This window comes from Streptosporangium sp. NPDC049248, assembly GCF_040678965.1.
GTDB classification, from domain to species: domain Bacteria; phylum Actinomycetota; class Actinomycetes; order Streptosporangiales; family Streptosporangiaceae; genus Streptosporangium; species Streptosporangium fukuiense.
On record NZ_JBFAQY010000001.1, the window covers coordinates 732,980 to 756,256 of the forward strand.

Annotated in this window: 19 protein-coding genes; 14 read left to right on the top strand and 5 right to left on the bottom strand. The window is 70.4% G+C overall.

Annotation, left to right across the window (positions count from 1 at the left end; all coding sequences use genetic code 11):
- Window positions 1–18: 18 nt before the first annotated feature.
- Window positions 19–1,131 carry a nitronate monooxygenase family protein gene (locus AB0K21_RS03320; RefSeq protein WP_364147418.1) on the top strand — a complete coding sequence of 371 codons (1,113 nt, stop codon included), beginning with the start codon at window positions 19–21 and terminating at the stop codon, window positions 1,129–1,131.
- Between the two features lie 9 nt (window positions 1,132–1,140).
- Here the strand turns inward: AB0K21_RS03320 and AB0K21_RS03325 are convergent, their stop codons facing one another.
- Window positions 1,141–2,274 carry a PP2C family protein-serine/threonine phosphatase gene (locus AB0K21_RS03325; RefSeq protein WP_343973643.1) on the bottom strand — a complete coding sequence of 378 codons (1,134 nt, stop codon included), beginning with the start codon at window positions 2,272–2,274 and terminating at the stop codon, window positions 1,141–1,143.
- A gap of 620 nt (window positions 2,275–2,894) precedes the next feature.
- On the bottom strand, window positions 2,895–3,281 hold the full coding sequence (locus AB0K21_RS03330) for a VOC family protein (protein WP_343973640.1): 387 nt from the start codon (window positions 3,279–3,281) through the stop codon (window positions 2,895–2,897).
- A 254-nt stretch (window positions 3,282–3,535) separates the two neighbouring features.
- Between AB0K21_RS03330 and AB0K21_RS03335 the strand changes: the two genes are divergently transcribed.
- Window positions 3,536–5,188 (top strand): serine/threonine-protein kinase, encoded by a 1,653-nt coding sequence (locus AB0K21_RS03335; protein ID WP_343973637.1) that lies wholly within the window; start codon window positions 3,536–3,538, stop codon window positions 5,186–5,188.
- A gap of 32 nt (window positions 5,189–5,220) precedes the next feature.
- Here AB0K21_RS03335 and AB0K21_RS03340 read toward each other — a convergent pair whose 3' ends face one another.
- Window positions 5,221–6,429, bottom strand: coding sequence for a cysteine desulfurase-like protein (locus AB0K21_RS03340; RefSeq protein WP_343973634.1), 1,209 nt, complete (start codon window positions 6,427–6,429; stop codon window positions 5,221–5,223).
- 625 nt (window positions 6,430–7,054) lie between these two features.
- Here AB0K21_RS03340 and AB0K21_RS03345 point away from each other — a divergent pair.
- From AB0K21_RS03345 to AB0K21_RS03355, 3 genes are read left to right on the top strand one after another with little or no spacing between them, the layout of a single operon-like run.
- Window positions 7,055–8,473: an MFS transporter gene (locus tag AB0K21_RS03345; protein ID WP_364147424.1), complete on the top strand. Its 1,419-nt coding sequence runs from the start codon at window positions 7,055–7,057 to the stop codon at window positions 8,471–8,473.
- A complete protein-coding gene (locus tag AB0K21_RS03350) occupies window positions 8,470–9,258 on the top strand; it encodes a thioesterase family protein (RefSeq protein WP_343973628.1) in 789 nt (262 codons plus the stop codon). The genes AB0K21_RS03345 and AB0K21_RS03350 overlap by 4 nt, the downstream gene beginning before the upstream one ends.
- Window positions 9,259–9,306: 48 nt before the next feature.
- Window positions 9,307–9,780: a helix-turn-helix domain-containing protein gene (locus AB0K21_RS03355; RefSeq protein WP_343973625.1), complete on the top strand. Its 474-nt coding sequence runs from the start codon at window positions 9,307–9,309 to the stop codon at window positions 9,778–9,780.
- A gap of 64 nt (window positions 9,781–9,844) precedes the next feature.
- Here the strand turns inward: AB0K21_RS03355 and AB0K21_RS03360 are convergent, their stop codons facing one another.
- A complete protein-coding gene (locus AB0K21_RS03360) occupies window positions 9,845–10,471 on the bottom strand; it encodes a DUF305 domain-containing protein (RefSeq protein ID WP_364147427.1) in 627 nt (208 codons plus the stop codon).
- A 251-nt stretch (window positions 10,472–10,722) separates the two neighbouring features.
- On the opposite strand from AB0K21_RS03360, the gene AB0K21_RS03365 reads away from it, so the two are divergent.
- Window positions 10,723–12,519: a hypothetical protein gene (locus tag AB0K21_RS03365; RefSeq protein ID WP_364147430.1), complete on the top strand. Its 1,797-nt coding sequence runs from the start codon at window positions 10,723–10,725 to the stop codon at window positions 12,517–12,519.
- A gap of 91 nt (window positions 12,520–12,610) precedes the next feature.
- On the opposite strand, the gene AB0K21_RS03370 is transcribed toward AB0K21_RS03365, so the two are convergent.
- Entirely contained in the window at window positions 12,611–13,426 is an 816-nt protein-coding gene (locus tag AB0K21_RS03370) for a crotonase/enoyl-CoA hydratase family protein (protein WP_364147433.1), read from the bottom strand.
- Window positions 13,427–13,744: 318 nt separating this feature from the next.
- On the opposite strand from AB0K21_RS03370, the gene AB0K21_RS03375 reads away from it, so the two are divergent.
- From AB0K21_RS03375 to AB0K21_RS03410, 8 genes are all read left to right on the top strand, one after another.
- Window positions 13,745–15,295, top strand: a complete 1,551-nt coding sequence (locus AB0K21_RS03375; RefSeq protein ID WP_364147436.1) for an acyl-CoA synthetase — start codon at window positions 13,745–13,747, stop codon at window positions 15,293–15,295.
- On the top strand, window positions 15,285–16,190 hold the full coding sequence (locus tag AB0K21_RS03380; protein ID WP_343973610.1) for an OB-fold domain-containing protein: 906 nt from the start codon (window positions 15,285–15,287) through the stop codon (window positions 16,188–16,190). Before AB0K21_RS03375 ends, AB0K21_RS03380 begins: the two co-directional genes overlap by 11 nt.
- A complete protein-coding gene (locus tag AB0K21_RS03385) occupies window positions 16,191–17,210 on the top strand; it encodes a thiolase domain-containing protein (protein WP_343973607.1) in 1,020 nt (339 codons plus the stop codon).
- Window positions 17,211–17,216: 6 nt separating this feature from the next.
- On the top strand, window positions 17,217–18,368 hold the full coding sequence (locus tag AB0K21_RS03390; RefSeq protein ID WP_343973604.1) for a thiolase domain-containing protein: 1,152 nt from the start codon (window positions 17,217–17,219) through the stop codon (window positions 18,366–18,368).
- An 18-nt stretch (window positions 18,369–18,386) separates the two neighbouring features.
- Window positions 18,387–19,973, top strand: coding sequence for an acyl-CoA synthetase (locus AB0K21_RS03395; protein ID WP_343973601.1), 1,587 nt, complete (start codon window positions 18,387–18,389; stop codon window positions 19,971–19,973).
- A 60-nt stretch (window positions 19,974–20,033) separates the two neighbouring features.
- Entirely contained in the window at window positions 20,034–20,768 is a 735-nt protein-coding gene (locus AB0K21_RS03400; RefSeq protein WP_343973598.1) for a hypothetical protein, read from the top strand.
- A 93-nt stretch (window positions 20,769–20,861) separates the two neighbouring features.
- A complete protein-coding gene (locus AB0K21_RS03405) occupies window positions 20,862–22,319 on the top strand; it encodes an aldehyde dehydrogenase (NADP(+)) (RefSeq protein ID WP_364147442.1) in 1,458 nt (485 codons plus the stop codon).
- A gap of 462 nt (window positions 22,320–22,781) precedes the next feature.
- Window positions 22,782–23,090: a 4a-hydroxytetrahydrobiopterin dehydratase gene (locus AB0K21_RS03410; protein ID WP_364147445.1), complete on the top strand. Its 309-nt coding sequence runs from the start codon at window positions 22,782–22,784 to the stop codon at window positions 23,088–23,090.
- The last annotated feature ends 187 nt before the right edge of the window (window positions 23,091–23,277 follow it).

Here is a 23,277-nt window from a genome sequence, read left to right on the forward strand (position 1 = left end):
GGGTCGTACCGTGGGCGCATGCGGACACGTGTCACGGACATGCTCGGGATCGAACTTCCGATATTCGCCTTCAGCCACTGCCGGGACGTCGTCGTCGAGGTCAGTCGCGCCGGCGGGATGGGCGTGCTCGGCGCGCTCTACTTCACCCCGGAAGAGCTCGAGATGGAGCTCAAGTGGATCGACGACCACGTCGACGGCAAGCCGTACGGCGTCGACGTGGTCATGCCCGCCTCCTACGCGGGAGCCGACCTGGGCGTCGACTCGCCCGAGGATCTGCTGGGACGGCTCCAGGGGATGATCCCCGAGGGGCACCGCGCGTTCGTCGACAACCTGCTGACCTCGCACGGCGTCGGCCCGCTGTCCGGCGAGGAGGCCGGCCGGGCCCTGCTCGGCTGGACCGACGCCACCGCCAGGCCGCAGGTCGAGGTGGCGCTGCGGCACCCGATCGCGCTGCTGGCCAACGCCCTCGGCCCGCCGCCCGCCGACGTGGTCGAGCTGGCGCACGCCAAGGGCGTGAAGGTGGCGGCGCTGGCGTCCACCCCCAGGCACGCGGTCAAGCAGGTCGAGGTCGGCGTGGACATCGTCGTCGCGCAGGGCACCGAGGCGGGCGGGCACACCGGGGAGATCTCCACGATGGTGCTCATCCCGCAGGTGGTGGACGCGGTGGACGTGCCCGTACTGGCCGCGGGAGGCATCGGCAACGGCCGCCAGATGGCGGCGGGCATGGCGCTCGGAGCCGAGGGGGTGTGGACCGGTTCCATCTGGCTCGCCGTCGAGGAGGCCGACACCCCCGCGATGGCCAAGCAGCGCATCCTGGAGGCCACCTCACGCGACACCGTGCGCTCCCGCTCGTGGACGGGCAAGCCCGCCCGGCTGCTCAGGAACGAGTGGACCGACGCCTGGGAGGCGCCCGACTCGCCCGGCACCCTGCCGATGCCGCTGCAGTTCATGCTGATCTCCGACGCGCTCCGCCGCATCGCCCGCTCCGACGCCGCCGAGCTGGCCACCTTCCCGGCGGGTCAGATCATCGGGACCATGAACCAGGTACGGTCGACCAAGGACGTGGTGTTCGGGCTGGTGGAGGAGTACATCGAGGCCACCGAGCGACTGGGTCGGCTGACCGGGGACTAGCGTGCCGTGTCACGTGCCCGTGGTCAGCGAGTGGTCGCGGCGGACGGCCAGTACGGCGAGGTCGTCGCGGAGGTTGCCCAGGGTGTGCCGGAGCAGTTCGGCGCGCAGGGCCCTGACCACCTGCTCGGGGGAGGCGTCATGCCAGTGGGCCAGGTGCTCCTCCAGGGGGTAGAAGGCGCCGGACGGGTCACGGGCCTCGGTGACGCCGTCCGTGCAGAGCAGCAGGGTCGCGCCGGGAGGGAAGTCGAACCATTCGACGGCACGTGGTTCCGAGGCGAGGGAGCCCAGCCCCAGGGGGACGCCCGGATCACGGAAGAGAACCGGGCCGGTCCGCTCGCCGTACAGGATGTACAGCGGAACATGGCCGCAGTTGACGGCCTGGGCCTTGTACCCGCTGTCGACGCTCAGCACGAGGGCGGTGACGAAGCGTTCGGGGTCGCCGGTCTGCTTCGCGAAGGCGTTGTGCCGCAGCACGGCGTTCTCCAGGGCGTCCACCACCGCGGGGAGAGCCGGCTCCCGGAAGGCCGCCTCCCGGAAGGCGCCCAGCACCGCGAAGGCGGTGCCGATGGCGGGCAGGCCCTTGCCCTGGACGTCGGCGATGAGCACCCGGCTGCCGTACGGCGAGGCCACCACCTCGTAGACGTCGCCGCCGACCATGCTGTCCTCCTCCGCGGGCTCGTACAGCCCGTCGACCAGGAGCTGGTCGGTGAGCAACGGCAGCGGACGCAGGATCTGCCGTTGCAGGGCCGCCGACGCCGAGCGCAGCCGGGCGATCTCCTCGTTCTTGCGGATCCGCCACCGGCACCCCGCGACGCTCAACCCGCCGAGCACGATGGAGAAGGCGATCAGTGACAGGTTGGCGGCCGTCTGCAACGGGTGGTAGAGCACCGAGCCGATAACGACGAGGACGACCCATCCGGCGGTGAGGAGGGTCTGCCGCACCGTCCCCACCCCGGCGACGAAGGCGGGCAGGATGATGAGGAAGGGGACCAGCCGGCTCTCTCTGTCGCTCAGGTAGCCGGACACCACGAGAAGCACGGTGAGGCCGAGGAGCCAGTACAGCAGAACGGTGGAACTGAGCGCGGAGGAGGCGGTCTCGCTCCGTTTCCCGCCGTTCCCCGACGGGCCGTCAGAAGTGCGCACCGTTGCCCCTGCTCTCCGCTGTCGAGGTTCTGCCGGGGGTCTCGTCATGTGCCCGGTCTCGGCGGAACGGCACGCGCCATCTCATGGTGCGCGGGGGGCGGCGTTCCGCTTTTCTCGCATCGTAGAACGGACTCCGGTGACTCTCACGTCCACGCGTGCCGCTCGGCGTGGTTCCGCTCTACCTGGTTCGTTCGAGGGGCCTGGTCGATCCCTCGGCGTCACCCGCGTTCAGCTGACCGTCGCGCGCGCCGGGCGCGGGGAGCGATGAGTTGGCCGGTCGGGTGTGCGCGCTCCGGTGGGTGGGTGTTCCGGGCGGCCGTCTCAGTTGCCGTCTGGTGTTCTCAGGCCTTCGGCCTGGCGGGCGCGGTGGTTTCGGGATTTTATACGCCGCCCGGAACACCCACCCACCTCCGCGCCATCCGGTCCCGCCGTACCGGAGCGGACCGTAGTCGCTCCCTTTCGGATCGTCCGGTGTTCTCCGTACGGCTGAAGCGATCCGTACGAGATCGCTCAGCGTGAATCGCCGTAGCTGAAGCGTCGTTTCCGAAAGGAGCGCAGGGTTGCCCGCGGTGCGCTGTAGGGCCGGAGCAAGGTCTCGTGGTGGGGTCGGTGCCTTCGTGTCATCCGCCGCTGCCGTAGGGGCGGGTGATTATTTCCAGGTTGTGCCGGTTCGGGTCCTCGAAGTAGAGGCCTCGGCCGCCGTCGTGGTGGTTGATCTGCCCGGCCTGCCGGTGGAAGGGGTCGGCGTAGTAGGTGATGCCGGCCTGCTGGATCCGTCCGAAGATGGCGTCGAACTCCTGCTCGGAGACCAGGAAGGCGTAGTGCTGGGCGGTGATCTGTTCCTCGTGGCTGTCGGCGAAGTCCAGGGTGACGCCGTTGCCGGTCGCCACCGGGATGAAGGGCCCGTAGGGGGCCCCGACCTCAAGGCCCAGGACGCCCGCCAGGAACTCGGCGGACGCCTTCTTGTCCCGGGCCGCCACGATGGTGTGGTTCAACTCAACTGACATGCTGAGATCCTTCCCCGAAACACCCGGAGCGATCGGCCTCTGAGGCTCCTGCCCAGGAGATGGTGCGCGGATGGCCGCGCCTATGGGTCGTCCATCGTCACCGGGCCGAACTTGCCCGCTGCTTGGGGTCGCGACCAGGACGTCCGTGGCGCGGGGCGCTGCTTCCAGCCGCAAGACCGGAGCCCCGGTCACACGCTCGTTGATCGCTTAAGACCACTGATCACATCGGACCTATTCATCTAGGATCATCCGCTGTGACGGCATACGGACTTCCCCCCGTGCTCGGTCTTGAACCCGCCGACCCGATCGCGCTCGGTCCCTATCGCATCGCCGGACGCCTGGGCAGGGGCGGGATGGGCACGGTCTACCTCGCCGAGGGGCCGTCAGGGCCGGTAGCGATCAAGGTGATCAACACGAATCTGGCCGCCGACCCGGAGTTCGTGGCGCGGTTCAGGAACGAGGTGGCCGCGGCGCGGAAGGTCAGCCGGTTCTGCACTGCTCCGGTCCTGGACGCCCGGCTGGAGGGTGAGCCGCTCTGGGTCGTGACGGAGTACGTCGCCGGCCCCGACCTCGCCCGCGTGCTGCGCGACCACGGCACGCTGAGCGGGGCCAACCTGGAGGCGCTGGCCGTCGGGGTGGCGCTCGCGCTCACCGCGATCCACGGCGCGGGAATCATGCACCGTGACCTCAAGCCCGCCAACGTGCTGCTGTCACCGCTGGGCCCCAAGGTGATCGACTTCGGCATCGCCCGTGCCCTGGACGCGAACGGCGGGCAGACCTCGACAGGCCACGTCATCGGCACCCCCGACTATATGGCTCCCGAGCGGTTCTCCGGAGGAACGTCGGGCCCGCCCGCCGACATCTTCGCCTGGGGCTGCGTAGTGGTCGCCGCCGCGACGGGGAAGTCTCCCTTCGCCGCCCGGAACATGCCCGAGGCGCTCTACCGGGTCATGAACCACACCCCGGACCTGGAGGACCTCGATCCAGACCTGCGTGATCTGGTGAAGGCCGCACTCGACAAGGACCCTGCGGCCCGGCCGACCGCCCAGAACCTGCTGTCCGGCCTGGTCGGACGGAACGACGCGGAGGACACCGCCAAACTGGCGGGCACGCTGCGGCTGAACCTCTTCGGCCTGCTCCCGCCGACCGTGCGGGCGACGGATCCGGCGGAGCGGGAAGCGAGCCGGACACCGCCGTGGTTCCGGCAGCGTCCGGTGGTCGTGGGCGGTGCGATGGCCGGTGCCCTCCTGCTGGCGGTGGCCGCCGTAATCGGGATCCGTGCGCTCCCCCAGGACCCGCCCGTGAGCGCCGACGTGCTGTACCGGGACGACTTCGGCAATGACAAGTCCGGCTGGCCCAACGACGGAACCCGGGTGGACACATCCCGCGGGTACACCGGAGACGGCCGCTACACGCTGGCCACCGACATCTCCAACAGCGACCGCTGGACTGATGCGCCCGTCAACGCGGAGCCCCCCGAGCGCGCGCTGGTCACCGTTCGGATCAACATCACCGACGGAACACCCTGGAACGCCTGGACCGGGATCTCCTGTGACTACAAGCTCGACGACGAGCACCTTCACTACTACACCCTGGAGATCCGTCCGGACGGACGTGCAAGGATCCGCAAGAGCACCAGCGCGACCGCGTGGGACATGACGTCCGACCTCCTCGCGCCCGCCTTCTCCAAGGAGAAGGCGACGCTCCGGGCCGAGTGCTCCCGGGACGGGGGCGAGGTGCGCCTGGCGCTCTGGGTGGACGACCGTCTCGTGGCCGAGACCGTGGACGAGGACGCGCGCGGGGCCAAAGGAAGACCCCGGTTCGGGCTCACCGTGGGAAAGCGGCCAGGGGATTCTACGGAGACCCGGGCGTACTTCGACGACTTCGAGATCGGCCGGCTTCCCTGAGAGCGGTGAAGGGGGACCTTCACGCGGCGGATTCAGTCCTGCCCGGCCAGCTCGCGGATGCCCTTCAGTAGCCGGTCCACGTCGGACTCGTCGGTATAGGGCGCGATTCCGGCGCGGATGGCGCCGGTGTCGCCGAGGCCCAGGTGGCGGGAGCACTCCAACGCGTAGAAGTGGCCGGCGGGCGCGTTGACGCCGCGTTCGGCCAGGGACAGGTAGGCGTCGGCGGGCCTGACGCGGTCGATGGAGAAGAGCGTCGTGGGGGTCCGCCTGCGTGCGGCCGCGCCGTACGAGGTCACCCCGCCGATCTCGGCCAGGCCCGCGTCGAGCCGCCCGAGCATGGCCTCCTCGTGCCGCTCCAGCGCGGCCATCGAGCGGGTCAGGCGTTCGCGCCGGGTGCCCGGGCCCGGTACCAGGCCGGCGAGGAAGTCGATCGCCGCCGTCGTGCCGGCGAGCAGCTCGTAGGGGAGGGTGCCCAGCTCGAAGCGTTCCGGCACCGCGTCGCTGGAGGGCGACAGCTTGTCCGGGCGGAGGGTCTCCAGTAGCGCGGGGGCGGCGGCGAGCACGCCCAGGTGCGGGCCGAGGAACTTGTACGGCGAGCAGGCGTAGAAGTCGGCGCCGAGCCCTTGGAGGTCGACCGGGCTGTGCGGCGTCAGGTGCACGCCGTCTACGTAGAGCAGCGCTCCGGCCGCGTGTACCCGCTCGGCGATCGCCGGAATGTCCGGCCGGCTGCCCAGCAGGTTCGACGCGGCGGTGACGGCCACCAGCCGGGTGCGCTCGGTGAGCAGGCCGGCGATCGCGGTGACGTCCAGCTCGCCGCGCTCCGGATCGAAGTCGGCCCAGCGGACGGTGACCCCGTGCGCCTCGGCGGTCTGCACCCACGGGCGGATGTTCGCGTCGTGGTCCAGCCTGGTGACCACGACCTCGTCACCGGGACGCCATTCCTTGGCGAGCGTGCGGGCCATGTCGTAGGTGAGCTGCGTCATGCTCCGGCCGAACACGACGCCGGTCGGCGTGCCGCCGAGCAGGTCGGCCATCGCCTGGCGTGCCTCGGCCACGATGCGGTCGGCCCGGCGCTCGGCGACGGTTCCGGCACCGCGGTTGGCGACGGCGGCCCGCAGGACGCCGGCCACGGCGTCCGCCACCTGCTCGGGAACCTGCGAGCCTCCCGGCCCGTCGAAGTGAGCCGCGCCCTCGTCGAGGGCGGGGAAACACGCCCGTACGGCTGTCACGTCGTATGTCATGGGACCTCCCGGATCGCCGTCGGCCCGACCGGGGCCGATCCGCTCGCGAACGGCTTGGCCGAAGCCTATCCAGCCGGGTCCCGGAGGAATCCGCGGGGACCTTCGTCCGGCGGGAATCCATCCGCCGGGCAGGCTCCGCGAGGGCGGCCGACCGGCCCGGACGCGGGTCCACACGAAGCGGGACGGCGCCTCGCCGACCTCCTTGCCCGCCGCCCGCGACCACGAGTCGCCCGGCCTCGGGCACGGCCAGGTGATCGACCGCCGGCGCCGACATGGCCGCGGTGCGGATCTGCGTCTTCCGCGCGAGTCCCCGGCGAGAACGGCCTGCCTCAGCACCTCCACGGCCGCCGTGCCCGGCTGTCCACCGGTCGGGAACGGCGGGTTCTCCGAGTCGTCCGCCCTATCGGTCCGCTCTCTCGTTCCGGGAGCCGGTGGGATTCCCGGCGACTGCCAAGCGTGGGAGCCAGGACACCAGGTGCGGGTCACCAGTCCGCCCGAACGCCGCCGGTAGGCGTCATCCCCCGGGGCGGCCGCCGCTCGTGAGTGGAGGGTTGTTTTTTCAAACTGACTGCTGTTACGGTCCTCCCGTTGGGTTAGTTGGAAAATCCAACCCTATGGGAGAATCGTGAACTCACCGGATACCCGGACCGTCGTACCTCCTGAGATCCCTGCCCGGCCCAGGCTCGGTGTGGTCTTCGCCGTTGTCGCGGCGGGGGTGGCGATGTCCAACCTGGACGTCTTCGTCGTCAACGTCGCGCTGCCCCAGATCGGCGGGCACTTCGCCGACGCCTCGCTGTCGTCGCTGTCGTGGGTTCTCAACGCCTACGCGGTGGTCTTCGCCGCACTGCTCGTGCCCGCGGGGAACCTCGCGGACCGTACCGGGCCCAGGCGCGCCTACCTCGTCGGCATCGCCGTCTTCACCGTGGCCTCGGTGCTGTGCGCGGTGGCGCCGGGAGTCTGGACGCTGGTGGCGGCCCGGGTGGCGCAGGCGGCCGGGGCGGCCCTGCTGATGCCCGCCTCGCTGGGACTGCTGCTGGCCTCGGCCCCACCCGAGCGGCGCGGTTCGATGGTCCGCGCCTGGACGGCGATCAGCGGACTTGCCGCCGCGCTCGGTCCCGTCGTGGGCGGGGTGCTGACCCAGTTCGACTGGCGCTGGGTGTTCCTGGTGAACGTGCCGATCGGTGTCGCCGTCCTGGTCGCGGGACCGCGGGTACTTCCGCGGACGGCAGGCGGGGGCCGGGCCGACACGGCGCGCCCGGATCTGCCGGGGGCGGCCCTCCTCACCGCCGCGATCGCCCTCCTCGCCCTCGGCCTGGTCAAGGGGGACGACTGGGGCCCCGGCGGGGTCGCCGGGACGCTGGCGGTCGCCGCGCTGCTGTTCGCCTGGTTCGTGTACCGGTCGGGGCGCCATCCGTCGCCGGTGCTGCCGTTGCCACTGCTCCGCGTCCCCGGTTTCGGCCCGGCGACCGTGGCGAACGTCCTCTTCGCGGTGGCCTTCGCGGCGATGCTGCTCTCGGTGGTCCTGTGGTGTGAGCAGATCTGGCACTGGTCCGCACTCCGCACCGGCCTGGCCATCGCGCCGGGGCCGATCATGGTGCCGGCACTGGCCATCGGCGCGGGTCCGATCGTGCGGCGGGTGGGCGCGGGCCCGATCGCGGTGGCCGGGTGCGTGTTCTTCGCCGGCGGTATCGCCTGGTGGGTCTGGCGGCTGACGCCGGATGCCGGATACGCCCAAGGGATGCTGCCGGGCATGCTGCTCACCGGCATCGGGGTCGGCCTGACCCTGCCCACGCTGATCGGCGCCGCCGTCACCGCGCTCCCGCCGCGGAGCTTCTCGACAGGTTCCGGCGTGGTGACCATGGCGCGGCAGGTCGGCACGGTGCTCGGTGTCGCGATGCTGGTCGCCGCACTGGGCGTGCCCCGTGGTACGGCGGAGGCGCTCGACGCGTTCGACGCCGGCTGGCACCTCACGCTGCTGGCCACGGCGGCGGCCGCCGTGGCAGGCCTGTGCGTACGTCGTCGTTCGGGAGGGGAGAACTCGTGACCGCGGAAGTCGCCGCCCTGCTCAGGAAACCGGTGGACGACCTTGTCGATCCGGGAAAGCAGCTGTGGGGTTTCGGTGGGGTGCACGGTGGCCTGACGCTCGCGCTGCTGACGGCTGCGATGGGGGAGCAGGTGCCGGGTGCGCTGCTGCAGAGCAGTACGGCGCGCTACCACCGCCCCCTCTACCGGGAGTTCCGCGTCGAGGTCTCGCCGGTGCGCTCCGGCCGTACGCTCTCCTCGCTCGCGGGCCGGGCGACGACGGGACAGGGCGTCCATGTCGACGCCTCGGCGATGTTCGGGTCTCCCGGCCGCGCCTCCTGGCCGGTCGTCTCGCCCGTCGCACCGGCCGCGCCGCGGCCGGAGGACTGCGAGGTCTTCACGATCCCGCCCGGGTTCGTGGCCATCTCCACGGCCATGGAGATCCGTGCGGTGGGGCCGAACCGTCCGTATTCGGGCGGAGCCGATGCCGAGCTGACCGCCTGGATCCGCCTGGTGGAGGACTCCGAGCCGCCGGACGCGCATCGCCTGATCCTGCTGATGGACGGGCTGGCGCCGTCCTACTCCGCGGTCCTGCCGGAATTGCTGCCCATTCCCACCGTCGAGTTCACCGTACGGCCGGGTGCCGGGCTCGCTCGGGCGGAGTCGCCGTGGGTACTCCTGCACGCCCGTACACATCAGGCGGGCGCCGACGGCTGGCTCGACGAGCGGATCGACGCCTGGGGGCCCGACGGGGACCATCTGGGTGCCGCCCGGCAGCTCCGCCTGGTGACGGATCGAAGGCTCTGAGCCATGGGCCGGCCGGGTCCGGTGAGAACGGCGGCTAAACTGCACGGCATGCCAAAGGAGGCTCAGCCGCGCGAGTGCTCCATCGCCGACACCCTGGACCTGGTCGGCGAGCGGTGGAGCCTGCTGGTGATCCGCGAACTCAGCTACGGCGTGCGGCGGTTCGACGGCATCGTGCTCAACACCGGAGCCTCCCGCGACATCCTCACCGCCCGGCTGCGCAAGCTGGAGGCGGCCGGGATCATCCGGCGGGAGCGCTACAGCGACCACCCCGTACGCTTCGAATACCACCTCACGCCCGCGGGTGTCGAACTGTGCGACGTCCTGATCACGCTCATGAGGTGGGGCGACCGCCACCTGCATCCCGACGACCCCCCGGTCCGCTGGCGGCACTCCTGCGGCGAGGCCCTCGACGCGCTGGTCATCTGCCGCCACTGCGGCGGCGAGGCCCGCGTCGGCGCTCACTCACCCACCGGCCGCGGGGCGAGAGCGGGAAATGCCCCGCACATGGAGACCGCCGAGTAGCCGTTGTTCCCGCGGTGCGGTGAGTCACCCGCATTCGACGATTCTCGGGACGGTCGGTGAACGGTCAGTCGAGTGGGGTGCCGCCCATTTGGGCGAGGAGTTGTTGCATGCGGTCGATCTCGATGCGCTGGTCCGCGTCGACGTCGGTGGCGAAGCGGTAGGTCTCGGGCTCCTGGCCGCCGCCGTCGGCGAAGAGTTTCTCCACCATGCTCAGCGCGCCCGTGTGGTGGCGGATCATGAACTGGACGAAGAGCTTGTCGAACTCGGCACCGCTCGCCTTCTCCAGTTCGGTGAGCTGCGCCTCGGTGAGCATCCCGGGCATGATCCCGCCGTGCGCGTGGCCGGAGGATCCGTTCGGCACCTGCTTGAGGCGTGCCCGGAGCCAGTTCTGCATCAGCAGGATCTCGTCCTGCTGTGATGCCTTGATCCGCTTGGCGAGCAGTGACAGGTCCTTGCGGGTGCTGCGGGCGGGGACGAGTTCGGCCATCACCAGGGCCTGCGCGTGGTGCGGGATCATCCCCTGCATGAAGCGTACGTCGGCCTCGGTGTACCGCTGCTCCTCGGGTTGGGGCAGCTTCTTGCCGGTGAGCACCTGACCTGACTTTCCGGGGACGCCCGGCTGTACGACCACGGGGGCGCGTTCGGCGGTCTGCTCGGGGTTCTCGGACGTGCAGGCGGAGAGAATTGTCACGACAAGAATAAGAGATATGACTTGCCGTAGCGGGGGTGGTGAGAACATGATATAAACCCGCTTTCGACTTATTGGTGCTGAAAGTCCGTAATCAATCGATATCGCAGGGTATAGCACATCTCTCGACACTCCGTTACTGTTTCTATGCTGACGTGCTGATCTTGGATGCTTGTATAGATATGGGCTTTGAGGTCCCCTATCGCACTGCGATGGGTCACGTCAATGGAACACTAGATAAGGAGCAGCGACCCATGAGTGAGGGCCGTGCGGCACGTTGGGGACGTGCCAAGTTGAGCAAGCTAGGGGTGGTGATCGCTACGGGGGCGGTCGTGGTCGGGATGTTGCCCGCCATGGCCGTGGCGGCCGACGTCGATCCGCGGATCGGTCTCGGTGCCGGATGGCTGGACGCACAGGAGGCCGGTGCCGGACTGCAGCTTCAGGCACACCGCGACAAGCCCGAGGGGTTCTTCCAGCCGACGAACGTCGGCAGTCTTTCGTACGCCAACTCGGACATGGCGTTCAGCGGCGACCATGCCTTCGTGGGCAACTTCCATGGTTTCAACATCTATGACATCTCCACCCCTGCGAACCCGACCCTGACCACCTCGGTGGTCTGCCCGGGTGGACAGGGTGACGTGTCGGTCCACGGCAACCTGCTGTTCATGGCCGTCGAGGAGACGCGCGGTCGGCTCGACTGTGGCACCCAGGGCGCCAGTGGCACCGTCAACCCCGACAGGTTCCGGGGTGTCCGGGTCTTCGACGTCAGCGACGTCCGGAACCCGGTGCAGGTAGCCGCGGTCCAGACCTGCCGCGGATCGCACACCCTGTCGCTGGTGACCGGCAAGAACGACCCGGACAACCTCTACGTCTACGTCTCGGGCACCTCCAGCATCCGGTCCGGCAGCGAGCTGGCCGGCTGTGTCAACGGGGCCGCGACGGACCCGAACACCGCGCAGTGGCGGATCGACGTCATCAAGGTGCCGCTGGCCGCGCCGCAGAACGCGGCGATCGTGAGCCAGCCCCGCCTGTTCGCCGACCGGGAGACCGGTGCGATCAACGGCCTGCAGAACACCCCGCCCGCGCCTCGGCACCCGTCCGGCTCGACCTGGTCGCCGCAGCCGGTCACGACCCACTGCCACGACATCACCGCCTACCCGGCGATCGGCCTGGCCGCGGCGGCCTGCGCCGGTAACGGTCTGCTGCTCGACATCTCCGATCCGGCCAACCCGGTCAGGCTGGACGAGGTCACCGACCCGAACTTCGCCTACTGGCACTCGGCGACCCTGAACAACGACGGGACGAAGATCGTCTTCACCGACGAGTGGGGTGGCGGCACCGGTGCGCGCTGCCGGACGACCGACGATCCCTCGTGGGGCGCGAACGCCATCTTCGACATCGTCGACGGCAAGATGCAGTTCCGTAGCTACTACAAGCTCCCGGTGCCTCAGGTCAACCAGGAGAACTGTGTGGCCCACAACGGGTCGCTCGTCCCCGTGCCCGGACGCGACATCATGGTCCAGGCCTGGTACCAGGGCGGCATCTCGGCCTTCGACTTCACCGACTCGGCCAACCCGAAGGAGATCGCCTTCTTCGACCGCGGCCCGGTCAGCGCGACCTCGCTGCTCACCGGCGGGTTCTGGTCCGCGTACTACTACAACGGTCACGTCTACGGCAGCGAGATGGCCCGTGGCTTCGACACGTTCGCGCTGACGCCGAGCGAGCACCTGGACAAGGCCGAGGTCGACGCCGCGGCCCTGGTGCGCTTCGACGGCTTCAACGCGCAGACCCAGCCGAAGGTGATGTGGGCGCCGAGCTTCGAGGTCGTGCGGGCGTACTACGCGCAGGCGCTGCGTACCGGCACGATGAAGAAGAACACCGCCGACAACGTGCGGAAGTTCGTCGACCGGGCCGAGAAGTTCAAGGACGGCCCGCAGAAGAACGCCGCCGTGGCGCAGCTGAGGGCTGTCTCCAACCAGCTCGACGCCGCCGACAGCGCGCAGGCCGCGCTGATCAAGGCTCTTCGCGACCTGGCGGACGCGCTCAGCTGAGCTGAGTCGCGACAACCCGCGATGAACCGATGAGAGGGGGCGCCCGCCGGGCGTCCCCTCTTCCGTATGGGGCCTCCCGAGCCTGGCGGTCTCACTCGCCCCGGTAGACGGCCGGGCGCTTCTCGCGGAAGGCGCGGGAGCCCTCCTTGGCGTCCTGTGAGCCGATGACCGGCCAGCCGATGCCGTCGGAGACCTTGAGCGCCTCGGCCTCGGGCATGCCCAGGGTCTCGCGGTAGGTGCGCAGGATGGCCTGGACGGCGAGCGGGCCGCACTCGGCGACCTGGGCGGCGATCTCCAGCGCGACGGCCAGCGCCTGCCCGTCGGGGACGACACGGTTGACCAGGCCCATGCCCAGCGCCTCCTGCGCGGTGACGGCACGGCCGGTCAGCAGGATGTCCATGGCGAAGGCGTACGGGATCTGGCGCGGGAGCCGGATCGCCGAGCCGCCCATCGGGAACAGCGCGCGGCGGGCCTCGAAGAGGCCGAGGGTGGCGGACTCGGCGATCACCCGCAGGTCGGTGCCGACCAGCAACTCGGTGCCACCGGCCACGGCGTATCCCTCGACCGCGCAGACGATCGGCTTGGTCGGCAGCGCGTCCGAATCGCGGAGCAGGCCCTTCCAGTGGAAGTCGGGGATGGCCGCGGCCCGCTCCCTGACCCGGGGGTCCTGCGAAGGAGTGCCCATGGCCTTGAGGTCGGCGCCCGCGCAGAACGTCCCGTCCGCACCGGTCAGCACGGCGACGCGGACCTCGGGCTCGCCGGAGACGTAGGCCCAGGCGTCGGCCAGGCCGACCAGCATGTCCGACGAGAGCGCGTTCCTCGCCTCGGGCCGGTTCAGGGTGACGACGACGACATGACCGTCGCGCTCGATCCGGCAGTGCGGCGTGCTGATCGGCAGAAGTTCCACGGGAAGACCTCCGTTACTTTACCAAGCGCTTGGTAGGCAATCTTAGATCCGGCGCGGTCCGCACCGCCAGGCCGCCCGGCTGTGAGAAGTCCGCCCCGGACACCTTCCGGGGGCCGGATCATCGTGAAATGGTCAAGGTCCATCCAGTGGCCAGGGCGCGTATCAAGCGCTTGCTAGGTGTGCTTCCTGGGGTTAGTCTGCCCATGCGTACAAGAACAGATTCCTGTTCTATTTACCCCTTTCCGCCAGGGCTTGTCGCCATAAAGAGAACATGATTCACTCCGGCGAGCCGGGGCCTTTCGACAGAGAGGATTTCCGATGGGTACGCTCGGTTTCTGGAGACTGGCGCAGGCGGACCCCGAGTGGGTGGCCGCCGTTGATCCCGACGGCACGGAACACCGTGCCGGTGACCTCCTCGCCCGCGCCAACCGCCTCGTCCACGGGCTGAGAGAGCTCGGGCTGAAGACCGGCGACGGCATCTGCGGGCTCGTGCCCAACGGCTCCGACGGGCTGGTCCTCTACCTGGCCGCCCTGCAGGCCGGCTGGTACTACACCCCGATCAACTGGCACCTCACCGGTCCCGAGATCGGCTACATCGTCGCGGACAGCGAGGCACAGGCCTTCTTCATAGACGAGCGCCACGCCGTCGAGGGACTGCGCGGCGTGACCTCCTCGGGCATCGCCGGGGACCGCGTCTTCGCGTTCGGCCAGGTGGACGGGGTGCGGCCCGCCGCGGAGCTGACGGACGGGCAGCCGGACACCGCACCCGCCGACCGTACGGCGGGTGCCACCATGCACTACACCTCCGGCACCACGGGCAAGCCCAAGGGCGTGCGCCGCCCGCTCAACGGCATGGACCCCGACGACGCCGCCGAGCTGATGACCTTCCTGCTCGCCCTGTTCGGCATCACGCCGGGCAAGGAGAACGTCCACCTGGTCACCTCACCGAACTACCACACGGCCGTCACCCAGTTCGGCGGGACGGCCCTGCAGATGGGGCACACGCTCGTATACATGGACAAGTGGGATGCCGAGCAGACGCTCCGGCTCTGCGAGAGGTACCGCGTCACCAACTCGCACATGGTCCCCACCCACTTCAAGCGGCTGCTCGCGCTCCCCGACGAGGTGAGGTCACGGTACGACCTCTCCTCCCTCAAATGGATGATCCACGCCGCGGCCCCCTGCCCGGTCCCGGTCAAGTGGGCCATGTTCGAGTGGTGGGGCGACTGCATCTACGAGTACTACGCGGCGACCGAGGGCGGCGGCACCATCGCCACTCCGGAGGGCTGGAAGAAGCACCCCGGCACCGTCGGCACCGCCTGGCCGATCAGCGAGCTGCTCATCGTGGACGAGGACATGGAGCCCGTCCCGACCGGGACCCCCGGCACCGTCTACATGAAGATGATGGGCGTCAGGTTCGAGTACAAGGGCGACCGGGAGAAGACCGAGGCCGGCCGGTTGCAGGACTACTTCACCGTCGGCGACATCGGCTACCTGAACGAGGAGGGCTTCCTCTTCCTCTGCGACCGCAAGGCCGACATGATCATCTCCGGCGGGGCCAACATCTATCCGGCCGAGATCGAGAACGAGCTGATGGTCCACCCCAAGGTCGGCGACGTGGCCGTGTTCGGCATCCCCGACGAGGAGTGGGGCGAGCAGATCAAGGCGGTGGTCGAGCCGGCCCCGGGAGTGGCGCCCTCGCCCGAACTGGCCGCCGAGCTCATCGAGTCGCTGAGAGGCCGCCTGTCGAAGATGAAGTGGCCCAGGTCCATCGACTTCATCGGCGAGATGCCCCGCGAGCCCAACGGCAAGCTCCTCAAACGCAAGCTACGTGACCCGTACTGGGAGGGACACGAACGTGCCATCTAGCGATCCAACGACCCTGCGGGCCCGGCACACGCTGGAGTTCCCCGGCGGTTACACGCGTACGACGGGACCGGTGATCGGACGTTTTCTCACCGAGCTGCGGGACGGACGCGTCGTCGGGGTCCGTACGGCGGCCGGGCGGACCCTGGTGCCGCCGCTGGAGTACGACCCCGACACCGGCGACGCCGTCACCGAGGAGTTCGTCGAGGTCGGTCCGGCCGGGACCGTCGAGAGCTGGGCGTGGGTGAACACCCCGAGGAAGGGCCATCCGCTGGACCGGCCGTTCGCCTGGGCACTGATCCGGCTGGACGGAGCCGACACCGCGCTGGTGCACGCGGTGGACGCGGGAGACGTCAAGGCCATGCGCCCCGGGCTGCGGGTACGCCCCCGCTGGCGGGCCGAGCGCACCGGGCACATCACCGACATCGAGAGCTTCGTTCCCGAGGTCACCAGGATCGTCTCCGAGGTCCGCGTCGAGTACTCGCTCCGGCCGGGCCTGGCGCTGGCCCGGTTCCTGCAGGGCGTCGCCGAGGGTGTCCTCATCGGCTGCCGGTGTGGCGGCTGCCACAAGGTCTACGTGCCCTACCGGCTGTCCTGCCCCGAGTGCGGAGTCCCGATCACCGAGGAGGTGGTCGTCCCCGACACCGGCACGGTCACCACCTTCGCCATCAACAACCTGCCCGACCCGCGCGCCCCCGAGGTGCCGTTCGTCTCGGCCTACATCCAGCTCGACGGCACCGACATCCCGATGATCGCCCTGGTCGGCGGGATCGCGGCCCACGAGGTACGCCAGGGCATGCGGGTGCGGGCCGTGTGGGTGCCCGAGGAGGAACGGACGACGTCCATGTCGAACATCAAGTGGTTCGCCCCCACCGGCGAGCCGGACGTGGAGCTGTAGATGCGTGAGATAGCGGTCGTCGCGTTCGCGCAGACCCGGCACAGCGCCGTCGACGAGGGGCAGAGCGAGTCCGAGCTCATCCTGCCCCTGCTGGAGACGGTCAGAGCCGCCACGGGGCTGCGGAAGTTCGGCTTCACCTGCTCGGGGTCGTGTGACTACCTGGCGGGCGCCCCGTTCTCCTTCGTCTCCGCGCTCGACGCGCTCGGTGCCTGGCCGCCGATCTCGGAGAGCCACGTCGAGATGGACGCGGCCTGGGCGCTGTACGAGGCCTGGGTCAGGCTGCAGCACGGCGACGTCGACTCGGCCCTGGTCTACGGCTTCGGCAAGTCCTCCCAGGGGGACCTACGGGAGATCATGACGCTCCAGCTGGACCCGTACTACCTGGCCCCCCTCGGCCTGGACCAGGTCTCCTTCGCGGCGCTCCAGGCGTCGGCCACCGGGGCGGAGCGGGCCGAGCTGGACGAGATCGTGCGGCGCAGCCGCGCCGACGGGAGAGCCAACCCCTACGCCCTCGACCTGCCGGAACCGGCGGGGGAGGGGGCCGAGGTCGAGCCGCTGCGGCCGTACGACATCGCCCCGATCACCGACGGCGCCGCCGCGGTGGTGCTGGCGGCGGGAGACCTGGCCAGGGAGCTGTGCGAGCGCCCCGCGTGGATCACCGGGATCGCGCACCGCATAGAACCCCATTACCTGGGCATGAGGGACCTCGCCCGGTCGATCTCCGCCGCCGATGCCGCACGAGCGGCGGGGGTCGGCAAGGGTGACGTCGAGGTGGCCGAGCTGCACGCCCAGTTCAGCCACGAGGAGATCATCCTGCGCCGGGCGCTGGAGCTTCCCGGGGGCACCCGGGTCAACCCGAGCGGCGGCCCCCTGGCGGCCAACCCGGTCATGGCCACCGGCCTCATCAGGATCGGCGAGGCGGCCCGGCACATCCTGGACGGCACCGCGAGCCGCACCCTCGGACACGCCACCAGCGGCCCCTGCCTCCAGCACAACCTCGTCACCGTGATGGAGGCCTGAGCGATCATGAGTAATCCCTGTGCCGTCATCGGCGTCGGCCAGACCCGCTACACGACCAAGCGGCGCGATGTCTCCATCGCGGGCCTGGTCCGCGAGGCGGCCCTGCGTGCTCTCCAGGACGCGGGCCTGACCTGGAAGGACATCGACGCGGTGGTCATCGGTAAGGCGCCTGACCTGTTCGAGGGCGTGATGATGCCCGAGGCGTACCTGGCCGACGCGCTGGGCGCCGCGGGCAAGCCGATGATGCGGGTGCACACCGCGGGCTCGGTCGGCGGCTCCACCGCGCTCGTCGGCGCCTCGCTGATCCAGGGCGGTGTGCACGACCGGGTGCTGGTGGTGGCCTTCGAGAAGCAGTCGGAGTCCAACGCGACCTGGGCACTCTCCACCCACCTGCCGTTCAGTGCCTCGCTGGTCGTCGGCGCGGGCGGCTACTTCGCCCCGCACATCCGCGAGTACATCCGCCGCTCCGGCGCCCCCGAGCACATCGGCCACCTGGTGGCCGTCAAGGACCGGCAGAACGCCCTGAAGAACCCGTACGCCCATCTGAGGATCCCCGGGATCAACCTGAAGATGGTCGAGTCGACCCCGATGCTCTGGGAGCCGATCCGCTATCTCGACACCTGCCCGTCCTCCGACGGCGCCTGCGCGATGGTGCTGTCCGCCGCCGGCAAGCTGACCGACAGCACGCCGGCCTGGGTCCTCGGCACCGCGATGCGTTCCGAGCCGATCTTCCGCGCGGGCCGTGACACGGTGAACCCGCAGGGTGGCAAGGACTGCGCGGCGGACGTCTACCGGCAGGCCGGCATCACCGACCCGCGCAGGGAGATCGACGTGGCGGAGGTGTACGTGCCCTTCTCCTGGTACGAGCCGATGTGGCTGGAGAACCTCGGCTTCGCCACCGAGGGGGAGGGCTGGAAGCTCACCGAGTCCGGGGCGACCGCGCTGGACGGCGACATCCCGTGGAACGCCTCGGGCGGCGTGCTGTCGAGCAACCCGATCGGCGCCTCCGGGCTGATCCGGTTCGCCGAGGCGGCGCTCCAGGTCAGGGGGATGGCGGGGGAACACCAGGTGGACGGCGCCAGGCGGGCCCTCGGGCACGCGTACGGGGGAGGCGCCCAGTTCTTCGCGATGTGGATGGTCGGCAGCGACAGACCCTGATCCCCCCGGGAGGGGCACATGGAGTTCAACCACGCAGATCTGTTCGAGGGGATCGTGGACGCGGTCGGGGACCGCACCGCCGCCATCTGCGGAGATGATCGCCGGACCTACGCGGAACTGGACGCGGAGGCCGACCGGCTCGCGCACTACCTGCTCGACCGGGGCGTCTCGGCCGGTCAGCACGTGGGCATCCACCTCTACAACGGCATCGAGTACCTGGTGGGGATGCTGGCCGCGCTCAAGATCCGGGCCGTGCCGATCAACGTGAACTACCGCTACGTAGAGGCCGAGCTGCGCTACCTCTACCAGGACTCCGACATCGTGGCACTCCTGTTCGACGTGGAGTTCGACGGCCGGGTGGCGGCCACCGTCCCGCAGGTCCCGCGGCTCCGGCACCTGATCGCGGTGGGCGGGGTGTCCGAGGTCGAGACCGCGGTGCCGTACCAGGAGGCACTGGCGGCCGGGTCGCCGGAGCGCGGGTTCCCCGCGCGGTCCGGCGACGACGTCTACATCATCTACACCGGTGGCACGACCGGCATGCCCAAGGGCGTGATGTGGCGGGTCGAGGACCTGTTCTTCGCCTTCGGCGGCGGCAATCCGGGTGGGGAGCCGCGGGCGACGCCGGAGGAGGTGATCGAGGCGGCGGTGGCCTCCGGGCCCGTCACCATGCTGGCGGCGGCCCCACTGATGCACGGCGCGGCCCAGATGGCCACCTTCATCACCTGGTGGATGGGCGGGACCATGGTCTACGTCCGCAAGTTCGACGCGGCCGAGGTACTGCGTGCGATCGAGCGGGAGGGGGTCCTGACGATCAACATCACCGGCGACGCGATGGCCCGTCCGCTGATCGACGAGCTCGCGGGCGGCGGCTACGACCTGTCGTCGCTGTTCGTGCTCAGCTCCACCGGCGCCATCCTGACCGGCTCCCTCCGCGACCGCCTGGCGGAGCTGCTGCCCGGCAGGATGATCCTGGACAACTTCGGGTCCAGCGAGTCCGGATACACCGCCTCGGCGGTCCCCGGCTCCTCGCCCGAGTCGGGCCAGCGCTTCCAGGCCAACGTCGCGGTCAACCTGGCCGTGCTCAACGAGAGGCTGGAGCCGGTCAAGCCCGGCGGGGGTGAGCTGGGCATGGTCGCCAGGAGCGGCCGGATCGCCTACGGCTACTACAAGGACGACGACAAGACCGGCAAGACCTTCGTGACCGACTCGGGCGGCGTGCGCTGGCTGCTCACCGGCGACATGGGCCAGGTCGAGGAGGACGGTACCATCACGATCTTCGGGCGAGGCTCGGTCTGCATCAACACCGGCGGTGAGAAGGTGTTCCCCGAGGAGGTCGAGGCGGTGCTCAAGGGGCACCCGGCGGTCTTCGACGCGGTCGTCACCGGCATCCCCGACGAACGCTGGGGCAGCCGGGTCGCCGCGGTGGTCGAACTCCGTCCCGGCACGACCCCTTCGGCGGCGGACCTCGACGCGCACTGCCGGGCGAGGCTCTCCGGCTACAAGGTGCCCAGGACCTTCGCCTTCGTCGACGAGATGGTCCGCTCCCCGGCGGGCAAGGCCGACTACCGCTGGGCCAGGGAAACCGCCCAGGCCGCCAGGTCCTGACCCGCCTCCGGTGGGGGAAAGGCGGGTGAACCAAGTCGGTTCCCGGGTCGTCACAGTGGTGTGATCCGTTCTCTGCTGGCCGCCGTGCTCCTGCTGACCGGCTGTTCCGCGACCGCCGAAACCACCGCGACCCTCGAAACCACCGCGACCGTCGCGCGGGCAGGAGCTCAGGCCGACGACGTCGTGGTCCGGTTCCTCAGGTGCGGCCCGATGACCTGCGTCGGCGGTGACAGCCTGAGCGTCACCGGTGACGGGCGGGCCGTCTCGCTGCGGGACGGGGAGCTGGTCGCCGTCCGGCTCTCCGCGACCGAGCTGGGGGACCTGCGGGCCGGGCTGGTCGAGGCCCTGGCGGGACGGGAGGGCACACTCGACCGTACCGGGGGAGCCACCGACCAGCCCTTCGCCGTCATCACCGTGACCGGCCAGGACGGGAAGGTCCACGAGAACCGGCTGGAGGGGGCGCCGCTGGTGGAGGACGAGCGGATCGTCGCCGCCGGTGAGCGGCTCACGGCGCTGACCGGCCGGATCCGGGCCACCGGCACGCCGGACCGCACCGCGCCGATCACCGTGACGCTGTACGAGGGCCGCGGTGTCCGGCCCGTCCGGCAGGCGAGCTGGCCCGAGGGTGTCCTCGCGCCGGTGCTGGACCAGGCTTCCGGGAACCCCTCCTCCCGGACGTACCGGGGAGAGGAGGCGAAGGCGCTGCGGACCGCCCTGGGCGCGGCCGGGGAACAGGTGGCGGTGCTGGTCGGGGGCCGGACGCTGATCGCCGGCTGGGAGGCGGAGCTTCCCTAGCGCCGGTCCGCGGGGTGGCCGCTGTTGCGGAAAGCGCTTACCGTAGGAGGGTGGCCCAGCGAGCCATGACAGGCTCCACCGAGGAAAGGCTCCGTGTTGATCCACTCAATTGACCCCAGGACCGGCGAGTTCGCCGGGGACCCCTACCCCCTGACCTCGGACGGCGAGGTGGACGCGGTCGTCGGAGCCGCCCACACGGCGGGGCCCGCCTGGCGTTCCGCCGACCGGGCGCCGGTGCTGGAGGCGGTCGCGGCGGCACTGGAGGGAGGCGTCGAGGAGCTCTGGCGGGCCGCCGACGCCGAGACCGCGCTCGGGGAGACCCGGCTCCGCGGCGAGGTGGGGCGGGCCGCGGGCCAGTTCCGGCTCTTCGCCCAGGTGCTGCGGGACGGCGGGCACGTGGAGGCGGTGATCGACCATGCGACGGCCCAGCCACCGGCCCCCGACCTGCGGCGGATGAACCACCCGCTGCCCGGCGTGGCCGGCGTCTTCGCGGCGAGCAACTTCCCGTTCGCCTTCTCGGTCGCGGGCGGTGACACCGCCTCGGCACTGGCCGCCGGATGCCCGGTGGTGGTCAAGGCGCACGACGGGCACCCGCGCACCTCGGAGCTGTCACAGAAGATCATCCAGAGCGCGCTGCCCGATCCGGCACTCCTGGGCCTGGTCCGCGGGCTCGACGCGGGAAAGCGGCTGGCCACGCACCCTTCCGTGGTGGCCGTGGGGTTCACCGGCTCCATCCCCGGCGGTAAGGCCGTCCAGGCTCTCATCGCCGAGCGTCCCGACCCCATCCCCTTCTACGGCGAGCTGGGCAGCGTCAACCCCGTCGTCGTGCTGCCCTCGGCCGACCGCGAAGGACTCGCCCAGGGGTTCGCCGCCTCGCTGACCCTCGGCACCGGCCAGTTCTGCACCAACCCCGGACTGGTCTTCGTCCCCGACGACGCCGAGCTGCTGACCGCCATCTCCGAGGCGGTCTCCGCGACCGCGGGCGGGCCGATGCTCACCGAGCGGATCCGGGGCGGCTTCCTGCACGGGCTGGCCAGGCTCGGCAAGCTCACCACCCTGGCCGAGGGGCGGCCGGGCGAGGGGGCCTTCGCGGTGGCGCCGCAGGTGTTCGTCACCGACCTGGCGTCGTTCGCCGGCGCCCTGCCCGACATCGCCGAGGAGTGCTTCGGCCCGGCCTCCGTCGTCGTGGTCTACGACGACGCGGCGGAGCTGCCCGCCGTACTGGAGAGGCTGGACGGCTCGCTGACCGCCACGATCCACGCCACCGACCCCGGCGAGGCGCGGGAGAGCGCCGAGGTGCTGCTCAGGAAGGCGGGCCGGCTGATCTGGAACGGCTGGCCGACCGGTGTCGCGGTCCGCTGGGCCATGCACCACGGCGGCCCCTGGCCCGCGAGCACGGCCGCCGCGCACACCTCGGTCGGCGCCGCCGCGATCCGCAGGTGGCTGGTCCCCACCGCCTACCAGGACTGGCCGGCCGAGCTCCTCCCGCCCGAGCTGCGCGACGACAACCCCCTCGGCATCCCCCGCCGGGTCGACGGGGTCGTCTCCTAGACGCGGGTCGTCTTTCGGCCGCTGCTCCTCCGGCCCGTCCGACCTGCCCGGTGGCCTGCGCCCCCTGCGTGGGCGGGCCACCGGCGAACGGCAGGACCCGCCTCGCCCGACACGGCTCCGCGACCTGCTGGACGAGCAGGCCGCGGAGCCGCATGCGAGGTCCGTGGCTTAGGGCGGTCGCCGACGACCCGTCGATGACCTCGTTCCTGCCCGACCGGGCGTGACAACGGGGTGTTCTGGGCGCGTCAGGCAAGCGCTCTGGCCGCAGTTCCTGAACCGGAACGGGTTGTCCAGATCGTGTCAGCCACTGCGGCGATCGTCGAGGGCACGGGATCGGCTCGACTGTGTCAGGAGCTGAGGGAAATCCCTCGCCGCGCGACTGCTTGGGCAAGCACCTCGTCTGGCAGAGAACTGAATGAGATCATCTCCCAGTTCAACTGACTGCATGACGCGGAGATACCGATGACCCCTCAGCCGTTGTCCGAAGAGCAGATCGTCGCCCATCTGGCCGAGCTGCCAGGGTGGGAGCGTGAGGGGCAGGCCATGGCCCGGACGTTCAAGCATGCCTATCACGAGTGCGTACATCTGGCCATGTACGTCGCGGCCAAGGCTCGCGAAGTCGGCCACCACCCTGATATCCACATCACCTGGCAGCGGATCCGATTCGTGATCACTACTCACGACGCCGGGAATCGCCTCACAGCCAAGGACTTCGAACTCGCCCGCCACATTGACGTGATCGCCGCCGGTCATGGCGCCGAAACGGTCTGAACTCACGATCGGAGCGATCTCGCTGTGTCACGGAGTCTCCCAGTCGAAAAGGTGCCGGACACGTTGGTAGGTGTCCGGCACCTTTCGATATGTTGCGGGGCGGCTGTGACCGGCCCGTTCGGTCTGCCGGGCGCCCCTGGGGGCCGCCGCAGAAGCCGCTCACCGCGTTCAGGTTTCCGACCGCGCG

What these genes read in the sequence shown, in the direction of transcription:
- AB0K21_RS03390 (WP_343973604.1), top strand. Translation starts at nt 17,217, where the DNA reads ATGAGTAATCCCTGTGCCGTCATCGGCGTCGGCCAGACCCGCTACACG.
- AB0K21_RS03355 (WP_343973625.1), top strand. Translation starts at nt 9,307, where the DNA reads ATGCCAAAGGAGGCTCAGCCGCGCGAGTGCTCCATCGCCGACACCCTG.
- AB0K21_RS03375 (WP_364147436.1), top strand. Translation starts at nt 13,745, where the DNA reads ATGGGTACGCTCGGTTTCTGGAGACTGGCGCAGGCGGACCCCGAGTGG.
- AB0K21_RS03395 (WP_343973601.1), top strand. Translation starts at nt 18,387, where the DNA reads ATGGAGTTCAACCACGCAGATCTGTTCGAGGGGATCGTGGACGCGGTC.
- AB0K21_RS03320 (WP_364147418.1), top strand. Translation starts at nt 19, where the DNA reads ATGCGGACACGTGTCACGGACATGCTCGGGATCGAACTTCCGATATTC.
- AB0K21_RS03385 (WP_343973607.1), top strand. Translation starts at nt 16,191, where the DNA reads ATGCGTGAGATAGCGGTCGTCGCGTTCGCGCAGACCCGGCACAGCGCC.
- AB0K21_RS03340 (WP_343973634.1), bottom strand. Translation starts at nt 6,429, where the DNA reads ATGACATACGACGTGACAGCCGTACGGGCGTGTTTCCCCGCCCTCGAC.
- AB0K21_RS03410 (WP_364147445.1), top strand. Translation starts at nt 22,782, where the DNA reads ATGACCCCTCAGCCGTTGTCCGAAGAGCAGATCGTCGCCCATCTGGCC.
- AB0K21_RS03330 (WP_343973640.1), bottom strand. Translation starts at nt 3,281, where the DNA reads ATGTCAGTTGAGTTGAACCACACCATCGTGGCGGCCCGGGACAAGAAG.
- AB0K21_RS03365 (WP_364147430.1), top strand. Translation starts at nt 10,723, where the DNA reads ATGAGTGAGGGCCGTGCGGCACGTTGGGGACGTGCCAAGTTGAGCAAG.